Raw genomic sequence first — 21,598 nt, 5'->3', positions numbered from 1 at the left:
AATAAAATTTAAATGCTATGAATAATTGTAAATGCACAAACTGTAGTTGTACTAATTGCAACTGTACAAATTGTTTAGAAAGTAAATGCCTTTGCGAAAAATGCGAATGCGATACATGTAACTGTTGTTAAACCCAATATAAGGTTAGTTTTAAAACTAACCTTTTTTTATTTTTGAATATGGAAACCCAAAACATATGGAATACTTTCAACGACGAACTTTATTTTTTTATACTTAAACGTGTAAAAAATAAAAACGATACCAATGATATTTTCCAAAATACCTTTTTAAAAATTCATAAAAATCTAGATAAACTTAAAAATGAAGAAAAAGTAAAAGCTTGGATTTTTCAGATTGCTAGAAATGAAATTACAAACCACTTTAATAAAGAGGCTCTTTATGCAGGTGAAGAAGTAAATACTAACAAAGAAATTTCTCAAGATATTAATGAAGACGTATGTTGTTTTGACCGTTTTATAACCGATTTACCAAAAATTTATCAGGATGTTATTGAACTAGTTTACATTAAAGGCTTAAAACAAAAAGAAGTAGCGAGTACTCTAGATATAAGCCTAGAAAATGTAAAAGCTAGAATAAAAAGATCTAAGGAAATTTTAAAAACAAATTTTAAGGCCTGTTGTAAATACGAATTGGATAAAAAAGGAAACTTAATTGGTGAGCCCGATTGTACCATTTGTAATCCTTGTTAATAACTTCTCGAAACCTTTAAAAATTAAGACAAATCGAAGCTTTTTTACAAGAAATAAGTATGATTATGTGATTTTTTCTAGCCTCAAAATAACAAGAAAAATGTGGTGAAATATTTAGTTATACCTCTTTAAAATTTCATCCAAATACTTATAAAATGTTGATAGTCATGTCGACGTATGCAGACATTACTTAACGAAAAGTTTTTTTGAAGCAATGATAAAAAAGGAAAAAAAAAAACATTCAATTAACCAAAAACGCAATAAATATGTGCGTTAGGGATTGAACGGTTTGTTTGAAATCCTTTTTGTTTTTTCTTTCAAAAACAAAAAGATTGAGTAGTGAAAGCCCGACTCTAACTGCGCCTTAAAAGCGCGGTTAGAGTAATGCACAACTTATTTTATTCTTGATTTTCTGGCTTACCTATTAAATGAAAATCTAAGTGTTTTTTAACTAAATCTGCATTTTTAACGCTCACAATAATCTCTTCTCCAAGCTGGTAAGAAATTTTATTTTTGCTACCAACCATACTGTAAGTATCTTGATCGAAGGCGTAATGATCGTCTTTCATGTCACGAACACTTACCATACCTTCACATTTATTAGAAATAATTTCTACATAAATTCCCCAATCGGTTACTCCAGAAATAACACCAACAAATTCTTCATCTTGATGATCTTGCATGAATTTAATTTGCATGTATTTTATAGAATCGCGCTCGGCTCTAGTTGCCAAACCTTCCATGTTGCTGGAATGCTGACATTTTTCTTCGTAAACATCTTGATTTGCCGATTTTCCTCCGTCTAAATACAACTGTAATAATCTATGCGCCATAACATCTGGATATCGACGAATTGGCGATGTAAAGTGACTGTAATAATCGAAAGCTAAACCGTAATGCCCAATATTTTTGGTAGTATATTCGGCTTTACTCATGGTTCTAATCGTTAAAGTATCGACCAGGTTTTGTTCTTTTTTACCGTTAACATCTTTAAGTAAATTATTAAGCGATGCTGATACAGATTTACGATCTTTAAAATCTAATTTGTAACCAAATTTAGACACAACATTCTGTAAATTATCTAGTTTGCTATCGTCTGGCTCATCGTGCGTACGGTAAACGAAGGTCTTTTTAGGATCTTTTTTACCAACAAATTCCGATACTTTTCGGTTTGCTAATAACATAAATTCTTCAATTAATTTATTAGCGTCTTTACTGGTTTTAAAGAATACTCCTACTGGGTTTGCATTTTCGTCTAAGTCAAATTTTACTTCTACCTTATCAAAAGAAATAGCTCCAGACGTCATACGTTTACCACGCATTAATTTTGCTAAATCGTCCATTTTTAAAATGGCATCGGCAACTTTTTGATCGGCTTTGTAAGCTTCTCCTGTTAACGAAACTTCTTTAGGAATGTTATTTGTGTTGCTTTCAATAATGGCTTGCGCCTCTTCGTAAGCAAAACGTGCATCACTATACGTTACCGTACGGCCATACCATTCGTTTTTAATTTCACATTTATCATTCATTTGAAACACTGCAGAGAATGTTAATTTCTCTTCGTGTGGACGCAGCGAGCAAGCGTTATTCGATAAAACCTCTGGAAGCATAGGAACTACTCTATCTACTAAATAAACCGATGTAGCGCGCTCGTAAGCCTCATCGTCTAAAATGGTACCTTCTTGTAAATAATGTGAAACATCGGCAATATGAATTCCTATTTCGTATAAACCGTTGTCTAACACCTCAAAAGATAAGGCATCATCGAAATCTTTGGCATCTTTTGGATCTATGGTAAAAGTTAAATCTTTACGCATATCTCGACGCTTAGAAATCTCTTCTTCAGTTATTGTAGTATCAATATTGTTCGCAAACTCTTCTACTTCATGAGGAAATTCCATTGGCAACCCGTACTCTGCTAAAATAGCATGAATTTCGGTATTATGTTCGCCTGGTTTACCTAGTACTTTTAAAACTTTTCCATTTGGAGAATCAGATTTTTCTGGCCAATCTTCTAGAGAAACCAGTACTTTATCACCATCTTCAGCTTTATTAATTTTATTTATTGGTACAAAAATATCTTTGTACATTTTATTGCTATCACATACTACAAAAGCAAAATTCTTTTTTTCGTGAATTTGAATTACACCAACATATTCGCTTTTAGCACGTTTAATAATGTTAGTAATTTCACCTTCCATTTTACCACGAACTCTACGTTTGTAAGCGTAAAATTCTACTTCGTCACCATTTAAAGCTTTATTAATATTGTTTGAGGCAATAAATACATCGTCTTCAAAATCGTCGCAAATAATATAGCCATTTCCTTTGGCTGCTAAATCTAAAATTCCGGTATGGTATTCCGCATTTATAACGGCTTTAAACTTACCACGCTCTACTTCTTCAATTTCTTTTTTACCTTGTAAATCGCGAAGTTTCTTTATAATTTGATTTCGGCTACTCGCATCGTTAACACCAATTTTTGCTGCTATTTGCTTGTAGTTAAAAGTTTGGTTTCTTTCTTTTTTTAATATACTTAAGATTGTATTTGATAGGTTGGAAATCCCTTTACTTTTGGATTTTCCTTTTTTCTTTCTTGTCATTTAATTTGTAATCATTTTGATTTCCTAAGATAATGGAAATTCTGTTATCTAATAGCGTAATTTTAGGAGAAGATGCGCTATTTATTTTATACAAAGCTACAATTTATATATTAAATGATATTTTCTAAAGGTTAAATTAATGAAAACTAAGTGCTTTAGAACGTTTTTTAGCTTATCAACAAATAGTTTAATTATAACTATATTTTTTAAAGTAAATAGAATTAATAATTTAAAAAGATATTTATAAAAAGTAAAATATAGCGTTTTCCCTATTTTAAGTAAAAACTCAATTTTCCTTAAATTTTAGAGTTATCCACATATATATATATATAATCAGTTTTTCTTTTAAATTTAAAAAAAATAATAGTGCTTATTATAGCTTGTGAATAGCGGTATAACTTTTACAAGCTTTATTTTGATTTGTATTTTATTGAATGTTGTTGATAACAAATGAACAGCTTTAAACACTCTAACTCATTTAATTTAAAGCTTTTTAAAAATACTATTAACAATTGTTAATAAACCATATTAACAACAATTTTTAATAACTCTCGATATTAACAATTCTAAAAACTACCATTTTTAATGCTAATAACTTAACCAAAAATTTACGCTAACTTATTTGCATGTTACCTAAATGTTATGGATTGTAAAAATTATTGGATATTCAATGATTTTCTTTTACAAACTAATCAACACTTATTAACAAGTAATGAATACAGTAATACACATTAGTATTACAATTGTTAATAACCCTAGCACTTTTTAAGCTTAGTATTTACAAGGTATTGATTTGTAAAGTATTAATAGCTTTTAACGTAAATTTAGCACGTATACCTATAGTTAGCACATTGCAAATATATAATAGCAGTACATTATTTAGTACCTTTGTTTAAGTTTACTTTAATATATATATAATGACAATCTCCATAGGAAACGATCACGCAGGAACTGAGTATAAATTTGCTATTATTAAGCATTTAGAAGCAAAAGGAATCACTATTATTAACCACGGTACAGATGTTAACGATAGTGTGGATTATGCAGATTTTGTACATCCAGTTGCAGACGATGTTGAAAACGGGAAATCTACTTTTGGTATTTTAATTTGTGGTAGTGCTAATGGTGTAGCTATGACGGCTAATAAACATCAAAAAATTAGAGCAGGATTATGCTGGAATAAAGAAATTGTACATTTAATACGTAGCCATAATAATGCTAATATTTTATGTATTCCGGCGCGTTTTACTGCTGTACAGCAAGTTATAGAAATGGTAGATGTATTTTTAAATACAGAATTTGAAGGCGGACGTCACCAAAACCGTATCGATAAAATACCTTTATCTTGTTAATAAGAGTTTTCTTTTTAATAAACTACAGTTGAAATAAAATAAATGAGCCACAACCACGGGCATAATCATTCGCAGCATCACCATCATGATATGAAGGATAAAAATCTATTGATTTCTATTCTCTTAAATATCGTTATTACGGTAGCTCAAGTTATTGGTGGTTTAATTTCTGGTAGTCTATCTTTATTGAGTGATGCGCTTCATAATTTTAGCGATGTTATTTCGCTAGTAGTAAGTTATCTAGCTTCAAAATTATCTAAAAGGAAAGCCTCCGAACACCGTACGTTTGGTTATAAACGAGCAGAAATTTTAGCAGCTTTTATCAATGCATCTACATTAGTAATTGTTGCTTTTATTTTAATTAAAGAAGCAGTAGTGCGGTTTCAAAATCCGCAGGTTATCGAGTCTAACTTAGTTATTGTTTTAGCCCTGTTAGCTATTGCTGGTAACGGTTTTAGCGTGTTGTTGTTAAAAAAAGATGCCGGTAATAATATTAATATCAAATCGGCTTATATTCACCTATTAACCGATATGCTGGCTAGTGTAGCCGTATTTATTGGTGGTATGTTAATGAAATATTACCAGCTTTTTTGGGTCGATAGTTTATTAACATTTCTGATAGCTTTGTACTTAATTTGGGTGGGTTTTGATCTTTTAAAGACTTCTACCAAAATGTTGATGCTATTTACACCCGAACATATTGATATTAATAGCCTAGTTAGTGATGTTAATAAGTTCGAAAAGGTGAAATTATTGCACCATGTGCATATCTGGAATTTAAGTGATAATGAGCTACATTTAGAGGCGCATTTAGATTTAGAAGAAAATGTGTTAATAACTGAGTTCGATGCTATTTTAAGTAGGATAGAAACTTATTTACATGAAAATCATGATATTAACCATGTTACTATTCAACCAGAATTTGATAAAAACGACTCTAAAGACATAATAGTACAAGATTAAATCCCCAATTGTTAATAACTCCATTTACCCTTATTTATGATTAATATTAAAGTAAAAACCTTCGAAGCTTTAACAAAGCAAGAATTATATAGTTTATTGCAATTACGTAGCGAAGTTTTTGGTGTAGAACAAGATTGTGTTTATCAAGATATTGATGGTAAAGATCAAAAAGCATTGCATGTTTTAGGAGTCAAAAATGACAAAATTGTTGCTTATACGCGTATTTTTAAACCAGGCGATTATTTCGAAGAATCAAGCATTGGTAGGGTAGTAGTGGCTAAAAATGAAAGACAGCATAAATATGGTTACGATATTATGCACGCTTCCGCGGAAGCGATACAAACACACTTTGGCCAAACGGTTATAAAAATTTCAGCACAAGTATATCTTAAAAAATTCTATAATAATTTAGGTTTTTCTGAAATTGGAGCATCTTATTTAGAAGATGGTATTCCGCATATTGCCATGATAAAACAGTAAAACAACTACCGTTTTAGTGTAAAATGCCCTTTTAGCGTTTCTTTTGTTTTTAATGTCACTAAATACCAATAATCGGTAGGAGGCAATAACTGACCATTGTAAACACCATTCCAACCTACATAATTGGTATCGAAGCTTTTTAGTAGCTTGCCATGTCTGTTAAACACATAAATACGATCTACTAAATTTAAAGTATCGTAAATCTGCCAAAAATCGTGATTACCATCATTATTGGGTGTAAAATATTTAGGGATATAAAAAGCATCGTTTATAATGGTAACTGTAAAAAACGACTGATTACTATCGCATACCGTTTCATTAAAAATAAATATGGTTTGTGTATTGTTAATAACTTCGCCAGGTCTTAATTCTAGACCGTTTCCATTAGCTTGAGTAAAATATTTTCCGTTAGTAATTTGTGGTAATGTATAGCTAATGCCAATATAATTTTCGAGGCTATCAACAGGTATAGTAACGCTGCATGCTTCTGTAGAATTTACGTAATTTGTAAACGTTGTTGGTTCCCAATGTGTATAGCTATTTTCCGGATTATCTACTACAACACAGTTTAGATTAGTATTTAAACTAAAATCTAAGCTGTTTAAACTGCTATTGTTTCCGTTTTTAATATTTAGTATGCATAAGTTGTTATTACTGCAGTTTAAAGCCACTAAATCACCATTATTAGAAGTTTCTAATGTAGAGAGTGCATTATCATTGCAAGTCACTGTTCTAATATTTCTATTAAATGAAAGATCTAAGGTTGTTAATAAGTTGAAACTACAGTCTAAAATAGTTAAAATAGAATTCTCCGTAAGGTCTATGTTTGCTAGCCTGTTGCCGTTTATTAACAAAGAATTTAAATTCTTGTTTTCGGTTACATTTAAATCTAATAATGTATTATTTGCAGAAGATAATACAGTGAGTTTTCCGTTTTCGGTAGTATCTAAATAATTTAAAAAGTTAGCATCGCAAACCAAAGAAATTAAATTTAGGTTTTGAGTAACATCGAGATTAGAAAGTTGATTATTAGCACACCAAAATATTTTCAAAGCACTAAGTGATGTTACATCTAAGCTGGTAATACTATTGTTACTACAGTATAACTCGGTTAAGTTTACATTGTTAATAACTGATAAAGACGATAAGTTATTATCGGAGCAATTAAGTATGGATAATGCTGTAAAATCTTCAATTCCGGTAAGGTCCGTTATATTTTGAGATTCTAGATCTAAATTGGTTATACTGCTAATATTCGCAGTTGGAACCAAATTATCTAAAGGTCCAGAATCTGCACCAGCATCTATTAAAAACTGTTCGAAATTATCATCTGGAACAAAAGTATTTTGAGATTGAATATAATTACAAACTATGCACAGGTAAACAAATAAAAAATAGGTTTTCCTGTTCATAATATATTAGTTTGTATCACCAACGTGCGTTATTAAAACCTCTACACGTCTATCTAGTTTTGGATCGCCACCAAGCGGAAATTTACGGCGCATACCCATGTAACGCATGCGTCTTTTATTTACACCTTTTTTTACAAAATAGTCGTAAACAAATTTAGCTCGTGTTTCCGATAAATTACGTTCTTTTGTTTTTCTATCTACAGCATCTCTAGTAAGTTGCGTGCAACACACGTGGCCTTGTATAGTAAAATAAAGATTTTTACGCGCTACCAATATTTTAGCAAGTGTATCTAATGTTTTTTTAGATGAAGGTAAAATGGTGCTATAACCCGTTTTAAAAAGAATATTATCTAGTATAATTTTATCACCAATATTTAGTTTACCCTGCAGTTTTTCTGGTGCATTTTTAGGTAATTTAGGTTTTGGTGGTTCTTCAACTTCTACAATGTCCTCTATTACAACCTCTTCTACAACAGGTGGTTTTGGTTTAACATTAATTTCTACTTTTCTATTTAAGCCTCTAATGTTTAAAATGTTATTGTCTTCAATAATTTTGAGTAAAATTTCACCTTTACCATCAACATTAGTAATTAAATCTTCGCTAATTTCATTATCTGAAAAAATAGATTTTATGGCATTAGCTCGGTTTTGAGATAGTTTTAAATTATAGGTGTCGGCACCAACATCATCACAAAAACCATAGATAGAAATGGATTCTATGTCCATATCTTGTAGGGTTGAAATAAAAAGGAGTAACCTATTTTTTTCGGTAGAAGGCACATCAAATTTATCGGTATCAAAATAAACATCGTGGCTTAGTTCACTTTGCGAAAAAGTGCTACCAGTTGTTAAAATGAAAAGTATCGATAAAATAAATTTATACATAGTTTTAAAGGCTATTGGGGCTGTAAATATACAGTTTTTGAGATTTTAACCTCTATGAATGTAAACTTAGCCAACTTTGAAACCAAATAAACTAACGTAAAATCCACTTGAGATTTACTCTAAATACTCAGAATATTTTGAAGGATTACTAAGAATTTCGGTTGCTTTTTTAATTCTAGCATCGTGAGTTTTGTAGTAATCAAATAGGCCTTCTCGGTAGGCGTATTGTTTCACGATATCTTCCGTTAAGGATTCCATTAAAAAAGCTTTATTTTCATCTATAACATCAGATTTCGATTGTTTTAAATTCGCCATTAAGGTGTTATAGTCTTTTTCAATATTATCGTTAAGTTCTTCATTTGTTGCAGTTTCAAAAGCTTTACTAAGTGCTTTTTCAGTTTCGGTTTCAAAAGAAAAATTGTTTGTTTTTAAATACTTTTTAAAGTCTATAAAATCAGCATCCGATAATTCAAAAGTGTTAATATCATCAATTTTATGTGAGTAATAATAGTTGGTTGCGTAGTTAAAAATTAAATCGTTATTAACAATTGCAGTAGCTACCGGCGATTTTTTATTTTGCCCCACTAAAACATCTGGATAAACACCTCCACCATCAAAGACTTGACGACCGTTTTTAGTTTTAAAGGCATTGTATTGTTCTTGTTTTACACGTACAGCTTCTCCGTTTTCATCACGATGCCAATAATCTAAAGCCTGTATACAGCGCCCAGAAGGTGTATAATATCTAGAAATGGTAATTTTAACCTGTGTACCGTATGTTAATAACTTTGGGCGTTGTACTAATCCTTTTCCAAAACTACGAGATCCAACCACAACGGCACGATCTAAATCTTGCAAAGCACCCGAAACAATTTCACTTGCCGACGCACTTCTGCCGTTAATTAAAACGACTAACGGAATTTCTGTATCAATAGGTTCACTTTGTGTGTAATAGGTTTTATTGTATTGTTTTACCTTAGATTTTGTAGTTACTACCAGCTGGCCTTTTGGCACAAAAAGATTAACAATTTTAATAGCTTCGTTTAATAAACCACCTGGATTGCCGCGTAAATCTAAAATTATTTTTTCGGCACCTTGAGCTTTTAAATCGCGTAATGCATAATTGGTTTCTTTGTGTGCTTTTTTATTAAACTTACTTAAAACAATGTAACCTGTTTTTTCGTTTATCATTGAAAAATAAGGCACGGCTTTTATTTCTACTTCGGCACGCTTTATGGTTGCTGTTTGGGTTTTCCCTTGGCGATTGTAAGTGACTTCAACTTCAGAATTTGGAGCCCCTTTTAATAAATCACCTGCGTAATCTTTATACGTTTCAATTAAAACATTACCCACTTTTATAATCTCGTCTCCAGCTTTTAAACCGGCTTTATCGGCAGGATAATCTTTGTATGGTTCTACAACAACAAGTTTATCTTTAAATGTTTTTATTCTAGCACCAATACCTGTGTAATCGCCGGTATTGTTAATTCTAGCAGCTTCCACATCTTGTTCGTTCATAAAATTTGTGTACGGATCCAAACTAGCTAACATGCTTTTTATAGCAATATCCATTAAGTCGCCAGGGTTGGTTTCATCAACATAATTCATGTTGAGTTCTTTAAATAGTGTGGTAAAAATTTCTAGCTGTTTTGCAATTTCAAAAAAATCGTTTTTAAAAGCTGTGGTTGTAAAAAACAGCGAACAAGCTAAAACTGGAATTATTATTTTCTTTTTGAAGAATTGTTTCATGTAAAGTAATTTTATTCTGAAATTTTATTTGAAAACTTTTCGAAAACTTGTTTCATTTTAGTTTCAACCTGCACAAATGTGGGCTTTTCTTTGCCAATGTACAAAATCATAAACGCATGTTGCGCGGTTAAATTGTTAAAATACTCGGCTTTATTTAATCTGTAAGCTTCGCGTAACAAGCGCTTTATACGGTTTCTGTCTGGGGCTTTTTTAAAGTTTCGTTTACTTACCGATACGCCGGTTTTTGCCAAAATATCTTCATTAAAACGCGTTGATAAATAAACCATACGTAACGGATATGCCGAAACCGATTTTCCTTCGGTAAACAGCTTTTCAATTAGCTTTTTGCTTTTTAATTTTTCTTGTTGTGGGTATGTAAAACTCAATGTCTTTTTATTATTGCTCAAAGGTAATGAAATAAAAAAACTGGAGTGAAGTGGTTTGTAGTAAATATTTTAGAGGGTGTTGATGGTTAGATGTATGAAAGGTAAGGTAGTTGATAAGCATTTTTTTAAAACAATATCATAGAACCTTTTTTAATATTTTTTTTCTTTTTTTATTTTTCCTGTATCATAATAAGTTATCCAAACTCCCTTTTTCTTATTGTTAATCCAATTTCCTTCTTTGTATATATACCAAATTCCTAGTTTTTTAGAGAATTTGTATAAAAGTGTAAATGTTTTGAAATTCATATGGTCTTGAGACACGAAAAACTCATCTAATGATTTAGCTTTTGAATCGATTTTGGTTGTTGCAGATTCTTTAGTTTTATTTCCATTTCGGTCAAACGTTTTCATAGATTTTATATTTCCATATTCATCTAAACGGTATTCGGTTACAATCTGTCCGTTTTTATAATACTGAGTCATTTTTCCTGTTCTAGCTGAATAGTTTTCTGAATTATATTTATAAGTTGTCCAACAGGTCGTCCACCAAATTTTTCCATTTTTGTAATATGTAGTATCTGTTTTGCAACTAATTTTTTCTAAATCCTTAACAATTTCGAGAAATCTAGTAGTATGTTGAGCATTTAAGAAATGTCCAATTAGAAGTGAAATGATGATCATTAAAAAGCTTTTCATTTTAAATATTGTAGATAGTTTAGTTATAAAGAAATAACGTTGAAAATAAGCTATAACTTTTCGGATTAAATACAAACCGAATTTAAAAAATTAAGGGCTTTAAAAAGAATGAATAAACCTTGGTGTTAGTATATAATTTTTCTGTTTTTTGTATACATTTTATCCAGTAGTATCTTTATTCCATTCGATTCATTTCAGTCGCTCCTTGGATAGCTTCAATAGCTTCAAAAACTTCCTCTTGGTCTTGTTTTTCAGTCCAACCCATTTTTGAAAGTTCATCTCTAACTTGATCTTCTGTTTTATCTTTTACAAAGTGGTAATAAGCAAAATCTACAACTTCCGTTGGTACTCTTTCAAGTAAATAAGATATTAAACTTGAAGAAAGTCTTAAAACACCAACGAAATAGGTTATTAATAATTGTAAAATCCAACTAACTAATAATCCTATCCAGCCTGTATTAAGTTTTTTAATTGTTAGTCCTGCTTTAAATCTAGCTTGAATAAATTCCCAAAGGCTAAAGGGCTGAAAATTATTTTCGTTTAATATTATTTTATATTGAAAATATTGATTTGAAACATATGTTATCAAAATCATTCCAATTAACAGATAGTGTAAGTGGTTATAGATAGTGTAATTGCTTTTTTTGATAAGTTGTTTAAGTACAAACCCCATTACAAGTGCTACTCCTAATTCAAAAAGGCCTATTATGTAAATTCCTTTTACAGAAAGAAAAGCAACAATATAACCTAATAAAAGTGAAGTAATTATTCCTCCAATAATCGGAATCCAAAGTTGAGGCTCTTTTCTAGTTTTTGGTTGCTGTAAATTTTCGGGTATTTCATAGTCGTCCCAATTATTTGTTTTTTCGACTTCTTGCTCTAGTTCGGCTATTGCTTCTCTATCGTATTCTTTTTCAGTTTTTTGGAAGGCGTGAATAAATAATTTTACTCTTTTAGAATTTCTTCCGTTATCCCACATTTCATTTCCAAGAGAAACACTTTTAATTGTTAATTTACCATAATCAAAAGAAACCGTTATTTTTTCAGTCCATCTATTCCAATCACTTTTCCGTTTAGCTTCTGCAATTGTTTGTTCCTTGTAAATTAAATCCCAACCTAATTTTTCAAAAGTTTGAATAACAATTGGAATAATTACGGTTTTATTTAAATCAGTTCTTATCTCTTCTTCAAATTTTGGTGTCCAATTGAAGCTATGTTTCTTTTTTATTGTCGGTTCGTATTTCTTTAGTTCTTCGTTCATTTTAAATTACCAGCAACTATTAATAATTTTTCATTTCTAAATTTAGATTATGCCTTTATAGATGCTTTTAAGTTATCTAAGCTATCAATAATAGCCAATGTATTAAAAGTGAAAATAGAAGCACCTAGCGTAACAACATGTGTAGATATGTCGATGGCTTTTTGAACATCTTGTAAACCCTTGTACGATTTATTAATTTTTTTGGTAATCGCATCCAAGGTTTCGAGAGAAGCCGTTACATCGTCTAAAACAAAGGTGGCCGACATGGTGAATAAATCATCGGAATACTCTAATGTTTTTCTATGCGTTTCTCTTAGTTTTTTATTCTCAAGTTTAGTTAAATTATCGAAGTTTAAAATTCTATAATCACCCATAGATTGTGCTAATGCTAAAAAATAATTAGCCAGCTCATTTACCTGTTTTGAAGTTAATTTTGCCATGGTTTTTATAATTTTTTTAATTCAGAAATAATCGATTTAATTTCACTAGCCGACTGTAAAAGTTCTTGTTTTACAGCCTTTGAGGATACATGATCAATATCATCATAAAGCTTTTGGTGTCCAGCAGATATAGCCGATAAGGTTTTTGAGTATGCCGTAAATTTAGCTTGTTGTTGTTCAATTTCTAAAATACTATTGTAGTATTCTTTTATAGTATTTCGCTTTTCAAAATTAGAGAGTGAGGTATCTTTTACTAAATCGAAATAATCGGCTTTCAGTCTGTTTTTTTTCACTTCTAATTTTCCGTTTAAATTAGATGAAATATTAAAATCTAGAAATGAAATTAAAGATTTTACAGAAGCATTAGTATCTTTAATGTATGTTTTAATTTTCTTTTTTCTGTATGAATCGGTAAAGGCATGAATTAAAAGTTGCGATACTTTGGTATAAGATTCTACATGTTCCTTTTTAATAGTAATGGAGCCAAAATCACCTTCGGATAAAGCGTTTGATAAAGCCTCGGTTTTGTAAGATGTTAAATCGTTATCCGATAAATTTGTTAAACCATCAAAATACCCAAAAACAGAAGCGTAAATTTTTAAGGTAATGCTATCGGCCACTTTTTCTTGTTTACAATTGCAATTTTGATCTAGAAATTCTAAAGCATTAATTTTTTCTTCAAAACATTTATCTAAACAACTTTGTTGAAAACTATAGTTTAAGGTTTCAAAATATTGAACGCCTGTTAACGATTCTGAAGAATAAGTATTCACATGTTTTAAATTTACGCAGCTAGAAACACAAAGCATGGCCATGAATAATAGACCGTAAATTTTAAGAGGTTTCATCATTTTTTAAGGGAACTTTATTGGTTTAAGTAAATAGCTTGTGTTAAATTAAAATTAGCACGAATTGTGTATGAAGTATTTACCCTACTAATTTATGTCTTTTTTCTGGTGAAATCAATATTTTATAACTTGTATTATTTTAAGTGATTGATAATCAGTTAAAATTTATTTTTATTCGGAAAGTTTAGAAAATAAAAAAGCCTTTCTGTTTTCACAAAAAGGCTTTTAAAAAGGTATTAAAATGTATTATTTTTTGTTGTTCGAGCTATCTACATCGGCCATTAATCCAGAAGGATCAATTTCAACTGTTTTTACAGCTTTTTTTGCATCGAAGCTATAAGTTGGGTAGGCCCAAGCCCAATCGCTAACTATAGTAGCTGTGGTTGGTTTTTCACCACGCATCATTTGTAAAGGAATGTAGAAATCTTCCGAAGTACCATCTACATACGTTACTTTTAAATCTATAGGCATTGGCATTAAACCAATACGCTCTAAAGTAATGTTATTACCTTCTATAGCTTTTACGCTATAATCAATGGTGTTTGTTGTTTGTCCGAAATCTATTAAATACCAATCTAACTCTAAGCCAGATACGCGTTCTGCGGTACGCACGATATCTAATGGTTTTGGATGTTTAAATGAGAAATCGGTATAATATTTTTTTATAGTTTTCTTTAAGTTTTCGGCTCCGATAACATAACCTAATTGACTTAAAAACACAGCACCTTTACTGTATGCGGCAATGCTGTATGAGCGATTGTAAGCATAACGATCGGAATGTGTGGTAAGTGGTTGTTCTTTTCCAGAATTTGCTAAATAAATATAGCCTTTGTAAGCGTTGGCTAAAGGATTTTCTTTGCCTTCATCCATAATATCGTTCATGGCCATATTACTGATATAGGTTGTAAAACCTTCGTCCATCCATTCGTGCTTAGATTCATTTGAAGCTAATAAAAACTGAAACCAAGTGTGTGCTAATTCGTGAGCTGTTACACCAACTAAACTACCGTAACTTCTATTACCTGTAATTAAAGTACTCATGGCATACTCCATACCACCATCGCCACCTTGAATAACTGAGTATTGCTTGTATGGGTATTTACCAATATTTTTGCTGTAGTATTCCATAAGCTCTACAGTTTTTGGTTGCATTTTTTTCCAGTAACCTTTATGCTCAGCATCTAAATTATTTTTATAGAAAAAATGTAAAAGCGGTCCGTTTGGTACTTGTTTAGTATCGTGGATATAATCTTTATCTGCAGCCCAAGTAAAATCGTGCACGTTTGGTGCAACAAAATGCCAAGTTAATTTATCTGAATTCGATTTTGTAACCGCTCCAGTTTCATAACCATGACCAATTTGATTTGGGTTTTGTAAGTAACCAGAACCTGCAACTGTATAATCTTTATTAATAGTTAATTTTACATCAAAATCTCCCCATACACCGTGAAACTCACGACCAATATATGGATCGGCATGCCAACCTTCAAAATCGTATTCGGCTAATTTGGGATACCATTGTGCCATAGATAAAGCAACACCTTCGGCATTGTTTCTACCCGTTCTACGAATTTGTGCAGGAACTTGTGCATCAAAATCCATAGTGAACGTTACTTTTTCTCCTGGTTTAATAGGGTTTGCAAGTTTAACTTCTAAAACTGTACCTACGGTTTCGTGTGTTAAAGTTGTTCCGTTTTGTTTTAAACTGTTTACTTTAATGTAACCAATTTCGTTTGGTTTTAATTGGCCAATTCTGCTACCAACACGAGCGTCTGGATCGGCAATAGTTTGCGAGCGTACATCCATTTCGCTACCTGGTTGAAAGGCATTGAAAAATAAATGATAATACACACGATCTAAAACATCGGGAGAATTGTTGGTATAAACCAATGTTTGTTTCCCTTGGTATTGATAGTTGTTTACATCCATATCAATATCCATTTTATAATCTACATGCTGTTGCCAATACGTGGCTGTTGCAGGAGAATTTAAAACCATAGATGTGCTAGAACTTGTTGTATTTGTTACCGTTTTGGTACTTGTACAAGAGGCTAGTAAAGCGATACTTAAAATTGAAATATATATTTGCTTCATATAAATATTGAATAAAAAAAGAGGCTGTTTAAGGCCTCTTTTTTAAGTTATAATTAATGTGTTTTTGAGGCTAAAATTAGTGCGTTGTAGGCATTAACCATTTTAGAAGATTTGGATAAATCTGCAAATGGTTTAATATCATTAGTGTCGCCACCAACAATAACTTTACTTTTTACAGCTAAACCAGATTCCATAATAATTTGTTTTACCTGTGCAGCACTTAATTTAGGATAGTAAGAGCGTATTAAGGCAGCAACACCAGCAACAGCAGGAGCGGCCATAGACGTACCTCCTTTAGTATCGTATTCGTTTTCTGGAACTGTAGAATATACTTTAGCTCCTGGTGCAAATACATCAACATTTACTTTTCCGTAGTTAGAAAAACCTGCAACAATACCAGAACCATATTTAGGCTCTAAAGCTCCAACAGTTATAAAGGTATCTGAAACTTCTGGACCAATACCAACAGCATCATTTGGGAATACATCTTTTTCGTCTAAGTTAATACCTTCGTTACCTGCAGCATTTACAAAAAGCACATCGTTTTTAGCAGCGTAAGCAATAGCATCGCGTACCCAATCACTATGTGGTGAGTAGTATTTACCAAAACTTCCGTTAATAATAGATGCGCCATTATCTACAGCATAGCGAATACCTAATGCAATATCTTTATCGTACTCATCACCGTTTGGTACGGCACGAACACTCATAATTTCTACGTTGTTAGCAACACCATTTGCGCCTTTACCATTATTACGTTTTGCTGCAATAATTCCGGCAACGTGTGTACCATGACTTTCAGATTTTATAGTTGGTTTTACATTACCGTTACCATAAAATTTAGTAGACATATCATCTGCATTATCACCATTAATACGTCCGTTAAATTCTTTGTTTAAGTTGTAGTTTAAACGATCGTTAATTTGTGTGGTACTGTTATCAATTTGCTTTTTAGCAGCTGTTAAAGATTCCATACCGTTGCTGTAAAAGTACTTAGCAATTTGTACAGCACGAGATAAAGTTTCGTTGTCTGTTTTAATAGCGTTTACATCAGCTTTAGTATAATCTTTTTTGTTTAAGTGTTTAGATAAGGTTTCATCTGCACTTGCAATTTGCATAGACATTTGGTCATAATTTGTTTTATAACCCATGTATTTTTGATATTCTTCATCGTATTCAGTTTTAGCTCTCGCGTAATCTGGATCGCTAGTATCACCTTTAGCTAAAATTCTAACAAATTCTAATTGCTCATTGTAAGTATCACCTAGAAAATTCCATCCATGAATATCATCAATATAACCGTTTTTATCGTCGTCTATACCGTTGTTTGGAATCTCTTTGGTGTTGGTCCAAATAACATCTTTTAAGTCTTCATGATCTATATCAATACCAGCATCTATAACTGCTACAATAACTTTTTCTCCTTTTTTGTTTTTAATAATTTCAGCGTAAGCTTTATCAACACTCATACCAGGGATGGTATCTTTTATTAAATCTAAATGTCCCCAATTGTGTTTTTCAATTTCAGTTAAATCTGAAACTTTTAAAGGTGTATTATCTATATTCTCTACAGGAGTAGAAAGTATTTCTGCTGCGCCTCCGCAACCTGTAATTAGTAGCGCTGTAAAAGCAGATACTGTAATCGATTTGAATGTGTTCATTTTTACTATTTGAGTTAGTCTTTAATTTATTTAAAAATATCTTGAGTTGTGTATGTTTGATCTAATCGCACGCCTTTTTCGGTGTGTTTTACGGTAATAATTTCGTTGTGTGCATCGTGTTCTAAAAAGAGATAAAAATTGTTGTCGGCTGCTAAATTTAAGAAGCTTTCTTTTTCGTTTAACGTTAACAGCGGTCGAGTATCATAGCCCATAACAAATGGTAATGGTAAATGCCCAACGGTTGGTAGTAAATCGGCCATAAAGGCGATGGTGTTTCCTTTGTAATGTATTAACGGTATCATTTGTTTATCGGTATGTCCGTCGGCAAAGAAGATATCGAATCCTAGGGGTGAATTTTTTAATGTATTCGAATTAGGAATTCCTGTAAACTTAAGCTGTCCGCTTTCTTCAATAGGAATAATATTTTCTTTTAAAAAGGATGCTTTTTCACGATTATTTGGCTGGGTTGCCCATTGCCAATGGTCTTCGTTACTCCAATAATGAGCATTTTTAAAAACGGGTTGATAACCTGTTTTATTTTTATTCCATTCTATACATCCACCAGAATGATCGAAGTGTAAATGCGTTAAAAATACATCAGTAATATCATCACGATGAAAACCATGCGCTTTTAGCGAGCCATCTAAAGTATCGTTACCCCAAAGCGAATAGTAACCAAAGAATTTATCAGATTGTTTGTTGCCCATACCCGTATCAATCAAAATGAGCCTGTCTCCATCTTCAATAAGTAAGCAACGAGCTGCAATATCGATTAGATTATTGGCATCTGCGGGATTTGTGCGTTGCCATAATGTTTTAGGCACAACACCAAACATAGCACCGCCATCTAGTTTAAAATTACCGGAATTGATAGGGTATAACTTCATAAGATCGTAAAATTACGGAATCTATTGTTAATCGTTGAAAACGTTAAGAATATATTAAGAAATAACAGCTTTTAAACGTTTTCCAAAATCGAAGAGTGCTTTTATTTCTTTCATCCCGGCCAAACGTTGTCTGCCAAAAATAAGTAGGGCAGAGCCGTTAGATTCAACGTGATAGTAAGGATTGCTTTCAAAAAAGTGAGTAATATCGTCGTTAAAAAATTGGCTAATTTCATTTACATTTTCACCTAAAAGAAAGAAACGATCAGAGAAATCATCATGGTTTTCAATATCAATATCTTTAATACCAGCAAGAGCAGATACTTTTTCTAAAAAACCTTCTTTATCTAGAGTAAATTCAGGAATATTATGGTTTAGGTTAATGTAAAGCATGGTTTTTCTAATCACTTCTTTAGCGATAAATTCACCTTCAGAAAATTCAATATCAAAGAGTTTCATCTTTTTATCTTCATGAGATAATTTGTTGTAAACATGATTGATGTTTTTGGTGTTAAAAAACTGAAAATTGTTTAAAAACGAAACTTCTTTTTCTTTTTTAGAACTGTAATTATAGTTGTAATCTTTAGCTAAACTTTTCATGCTAGTTTGGCGTCTTGTTAAGCTGTTTTTTATAATTTTTGGAACAGGTAACATACGGCGTAGCGCGAATGGGTGTTTAGAATCTGTATCGTGCATATCTAAACCAACAACATCAAAATGGCCACCACGTTTTTGGAATAACTTTTGGTAATTATTCATGTTTTCCATAACGGTATGGTCTACAAACTCGCAAAGCGAAAAGTCTACAATAATATCTTGATTTTCGGGAACAGCATCGAGTTGTTCTTTAAGTCTGTAGTAATTTAAAAAGCTACAAAAGTGCTTTACACTTACATAAAAGTTGTGTTGCCCATCTGTTTCTTGATACATTAAAACATTCGGCTTTAATACGTTTCTTAGAAATAAGCCAGCACTTTTATTAATGATGATATGAATAATTAATGTGGCAATAACACCCGATATAATTCCAGAAATTAATCCGATTTTTAAGGTGATAATAAGTGTTACAAAAAAGATAACGAGCTGCTCTTTTCCTATGGAAAATATTTTTGTAATTACATTTGGAGAGGCTAATTTATAACCTGTATAAACCAAAATAGCCATTAAAGCAGGCAGCGGAATTCTGGTAAGCTGCGTGCTAAAAAGCACAATAAATAGTACTAAGAAAAAGGCATGGAAAAAATTGGCCGATCTATTTGTTGCGCCATTATTTACATTTACCGAGCTACGTGCAATTACGGTAACAACATTTAATCCGCCTAAAAAACCACTACCAATAGTCGCTAAACCTAAGGCTTTTAAATCGCGATTTACGTTAGAACGTCTTTTTTCTGGATCTAATTTATCTACGGCTTTTATACTTAAAAGCGATTCTATACTTGCAATAAGCGTAAGTGCTAGAACACTTGCCCAAAACGGAAAGCTCCAAATACCGCTAAAATTTGGCGTAGGTATATCTGCAATAATATCTTGAAAACTTGGTATGCCAGAAATCATGTATTCTTTAGCAATTGGGTTGGGTTCGTGCAAGCCAATTTCAAAGTAATAACTAAACCCAATGGATAAAATAACAATCCACATAGGTGCAGGAATAAGTTGCAAATATTTGTTTCTAATTTTGGAATAAAACAACATAATTGCTAAACTAATTACACCTGCCAAAGCTGCAAAAACAAGTCCTTTGCTTTCGTAATGCAAGGCATCGTTAATAGTAAAAGGTATTTCTAATAAATAATCTATGGTGTCTTCACGCTTTATTTTGTGCGCGAACATAATATGAAATTGTTTACCTAAAATAATTAAACCAATGGCAGCCAACATCCCTTGTATGGCCGATGACGGGAAAAAATTGGCTAAAGCACCCATACGTAAAAAACCAAGTCCCATTAAAAGCACACCCGAAAACACAATAGCTATGTAAGCATTTTGTAAACCTAAAGTGGTTATGGCTACTAAAATTACGCCTACTAATCCGTTTCCTGGACCAACTATGGTAACATGACTTCCGCCTAAAATGGAGACTACAATACCGCCAATAACGGCTGAAATTATACCTGCAATTGGTGGAGCATCACTAGCCATGGCTAAACCTAAACCTAAGGGTAAGGCTATAAGGCTAACTACAAAACCAGAAAATATGTTTTTGGGTAAGGTTTGAAAAAATGTGGCTATGTTGTTTTTTTTTGAACTCATTGAAGGATTAGTACGTCGGTTGGTAATTCGGTTAAAATATGTTCAATATCGTGCGGAAATAAACGATCCCAAAACGTCATTTTTGTTGGCGCGTTCATCACTAATAAATCGGCACGCATAATTTGAGCATAATGCCCAATGGAATAGCCTTTTTTACCAAATATGGGTTGTAATTTTATGCTTTTTTCAGTGGTGCATTCTACTGGAATATGACTTATTATTTCCTTTATTCTCGAGTTTTCTCTTAATTTTATACGCTCTTTTATTATCGTTGCACGACGTAAAGATTTATCATCGTCCACCTTTACAGTTACTTGTTCTTCATTAATTTCTTCAACAATAGTAACTTTTTTAGCCTTTAATTGGTTGGCAACATAAAAAGCAGCCGTGATAGTGCTTTCGGTTTTTGGATCTTTTAAGCCGTTAACTACAATATGTTGGCAAGGTGCTCTAACAACAGATGGTTTAACTAATAATAAAATAGAACATTTGGCTTGGCGTGTAATTTTCCGAGCAATCGAACCTACATAGTATTTTACAAAACGCTCGCGTTGCACGGCTCCAAGAATAAGTAAATCTATCTTTTTTTCTACGGAAGTCGATAAAATAACATCTACAGGATCTCCAGTTTTAAAAACAACTTCAAAATTCAATTGGTCTTTTTCAAAACTTTTAAGAATCTCGTTTAAGCCATTGGTTTTTTCTTCGGAAGGTTCTCCAACGTGTATTAAAAATAATTTGGCATCAAAAAATACCGATAGCCTTGCAGCCTCGAATAGATTCGCTTTTAGGTTTGGCGAAAATGCCACACCAATTCCAATACTTTTAAAAGGCTTTAAACTCACGTGTTTTACTATTTTTTGCTCAAAGTTGAAAGATAACATTTTTTAAAAACTTCAAGTCGTCTGTTTTACTTAAATT

General features: G+C 31.8%; 18 protein-coding genes. 4 read left to right on the top strand and 14 right to left on the bottom strand.

Annotated elements, in window-relative coordinates; genetic code table 11:
- Positions 1 to 179: 179 nt before the first annotated feature.
- A complete protein-coding gene (locus tag DFQ06_RS10740; RefSeq protein ID WP_042496279.1) occupies positions 180 to 710 on the top strand; it encodes a sigma-70 family RNA polymerase sigma factor in 531 nt (176 codons plus the stop codon).
- Positions 711 to 1,108: 398 nt separating this feature from the next.
- On the opposite strand, the gene rnr is transcribed toward DFQ06_RS10740, so the two are convergent.
- Complete coding sequence (gene rnr, locus DFQ06_RS10735) at positions 1,109 to 3,313, bottom strand: ribonuclease R (protein ID WP_074936568.1); 2,205 nt, start codon at positions 3,311 to 3,313, stop codon at positions 1,109 to 1,111.
- Positions 3,314 to 4,230: 917 nt separating this feature from the next.
- Here rnr and DFQ06_RS10730 point away from each other — a divergent pair.
- The 3 genes from DFQ06_RS10730 to DFQ06_RS10720 are packed head-to-tail and all read left to right on the top strand — an operon-like array spanning position 4,231 to position 6,108.
- Positions 4,231 to 4,665: an RpiB/LacA/LacB family sugar-phosphate isomerase gene (locus tag DFQ06_RS10730; protein ID WP_133967645.1), complete on the top strand. Its 435-nt coding sequence runs from the start codon at positions 4,231 to 4,233 to the stop codon at positions 4,663 to 4,665.
- Positions 4,666 to 4,707: 42 nt separating this feature from the next.
- Positions 4,708 to 5,628: a cation diffusion facilitator family transporter gene (locus DFQ06_RS10725; RefSeq protein ID WP_042496274.1), complete on the top strand. Its 921-nt coding sequence runs from the start codon at positions 4,708 to 4,710 to the stop codon at positions 5,626 to 5,628.
- 36 nt (positions 5,629 to 5,664) lie between these two features.
- Positions 5,665 to 6,108: a GNAT family N-acetyltransferase gene (locus tag DFQ06_RS10720; RefSeq protein ID WP_133967644.1), complete on the top strand. Its 444-nt coding sequence runs from the start codon at positions 5,665 to 5,667 to the stop codon at positions 6,106 to 6,108.
- A gap of 5 nt (positions 6,109 to 6,113) precedes the next feature.
- On the opposite strand, the gene DFQ06_RS10715 is transcribed toward DFQ06_RS10720, so the two are convergent.
- The 13 genes from DFQ06_RS10715 to DFQ06_RS10655 form a co-directional block, all read right to left on the bottom strand.
- On the bottom strand, positions 6,114 to 7,520 hold the full coding sequence (locus tag DFQ06_RS10715; RefSeq protein ID WP_133967642.1) for a T9SS type B sorting domain-containing protein: 1,407 nt from the start codon (positions 7,518 to 7,520) through the stop codon (positions 6,114 to 6,116).
- Positions 7,521 to 7,526: 6 nt separating this feature from the next.
- Complete coding sequence (locus DFQ06_RS10710; RefSeq protein WP_074936572.1) at positions 7,527 to 8,405, bottom strand: OmpA family protein; 879 nt, start codon at positions 8,403 to 8,405, stop codon at positions 7,527 to 7,529.
- A 114-nt stretch (positions 8,406 to 8,519) separates the two neighbouring features.
- Positions 8,520 to 10,154 (bottom strand): S41 family peptidase, encoded by a 1,635-nt coding sequence (locus DFQ06_RS10705; RefSeq protein WP_074936574.1) that lies wholly within the window; start codon positions 10,152 to 10,154, stop codon positions 8,520 to 8,522.
- A gap of 11 nt (positions 10,155 to 10,165) precedes the next feature.
- The gene (gene rnpA / locus DFQ06_RS10700; protein WP_042496266.1) at positions 10,166 to 10,540 is read right to left on the bottom strand and encodes a ribonuclease P protein component; all 375 of its coding nucleotides are present in this window, start codon (positions 10,538 to 10,540) and stop codon (positions 10,166 to 10,168) included.
- A 150-nt stretch (positions 10,541 to 10,690) separates the two neighbouring features.
- Positions 10,691 to 11,236 carry a hypothetical protein gene (locus DFQ06_RS10695; protein WP_042502261.1) on the bottom strand — a complete coding sequence of 182 codons (546 nt, stop codon included), beginning with the start codon at positions 11,234 to 11,236 and terminating at the stop codon, positions 10,691 to 10,693.
- Positions 11,237 to 11,411: 175 nt separating this feature from the next.
- Positions 11,412 to 12,497, bottom strand: a complete 1,086-nt coding sequence (locus DFQ06_RS10690; RefSeq protein ID WP_042502263.1) for a hypothetical protein — start codon at positions 12,495 to 12,497, stop codon at positions 11,412 to 11,414.
- Positions 12,498 to 12,544: 47 nt separating this feature from the next.
- Entirely contained in the window at positions 12,545 to 12,937 is a 393-nt protein-coding gene (locus DFQ06_RS10685; RefSeq protein WP_042496260.1) for a hypothetical protein, read from the bottom strand.
- A 5-nt stretch (positions 12,938 to 12,942) separates the two neighbouring features.
- Entirely contained in the window at positions 12,943 to 13,788 is an 846-nt protein-coding gene (locus tag DFQ06_RS10680; protein ID WP_133967640.1) for a hypothetical protein, read from the bottom strand.
- Between the two features lie 243 nt (positions 13,789 to 14,031).
- A complete protein-coding gene (locus tag DFQ06_RS10675) occupies positions 14,032 to 15,879 on the bottom strand; it encodes a M1 family metallopeptidase (RefSeq protein WP_133967638.1) in 1,848 nt (615 codons plus the stop codon).
- Between the two features lie 53 nt (positions 15,880 to 15,932).
- Positions 15,933 to 17,540, bottom strand: a complete 1,608-nt coding sequence (locus tag DFQ06_RS10670; protein WP_074936584.1) for a S8 family peptidase — start codon at positions 17,538 to 17,540, stop codon at positions 15,933 to 15,935.
- Positions 17,541 to 17,566: 26 nt separating this feature from the next.
- Positions 17,567 to 18,427: an MBL fold metallo-hydrolase gene (locus DFQ06_RS10665; protein WP_074936586.1), complete on the bottom strand. Its 861-nt coding sequence runs from the start codon at positions 18,425 to 18,427 to the stop codon at positions 17,567 to 17,569.
- A 54-nt stretch (positions 18,428 to 18,481) separates the two neighbouring features.
- A complete protein-coding gene (locus DFQ06_RS10660) occupies positions 18,482 to 20,677 on the bottom strand; it encodes a SulP family inorganic anion transporter (protein ID WP_133967636.1) in 2,196 nt (731 codons plus the stop codon).
- Complete coding sequence (locus DFQ06_RS10655) at positions 20,674 to 21,561, bottom strand: universal stress protein (protein ID WP_162857647.1); 888 nt, start codon at positions 21,559 to 21,561, stop codon at positions 20,674 to 20,676. Before DFQ06_RS10655 ends, DFQ06_RS10660 begins: the two co-directional genes overlap by 4 nt.
- Positions 21,562 to 21,598 lie beyond the last annotated feature (37 nt).

This window comes from Algibacter lectus, from assembly GCF_004368925.1.
Lineage (GTDB): Bacteria > Bacteroidota > Bacteroidia > Flavobacteriales > Flavobacteriaceae > Algibacter > Algibacter lectus.
Note: the sequence above shows the minus strand (reverse complement) of the source record. Positions and strands in the feature narration are given on the sequence as shown.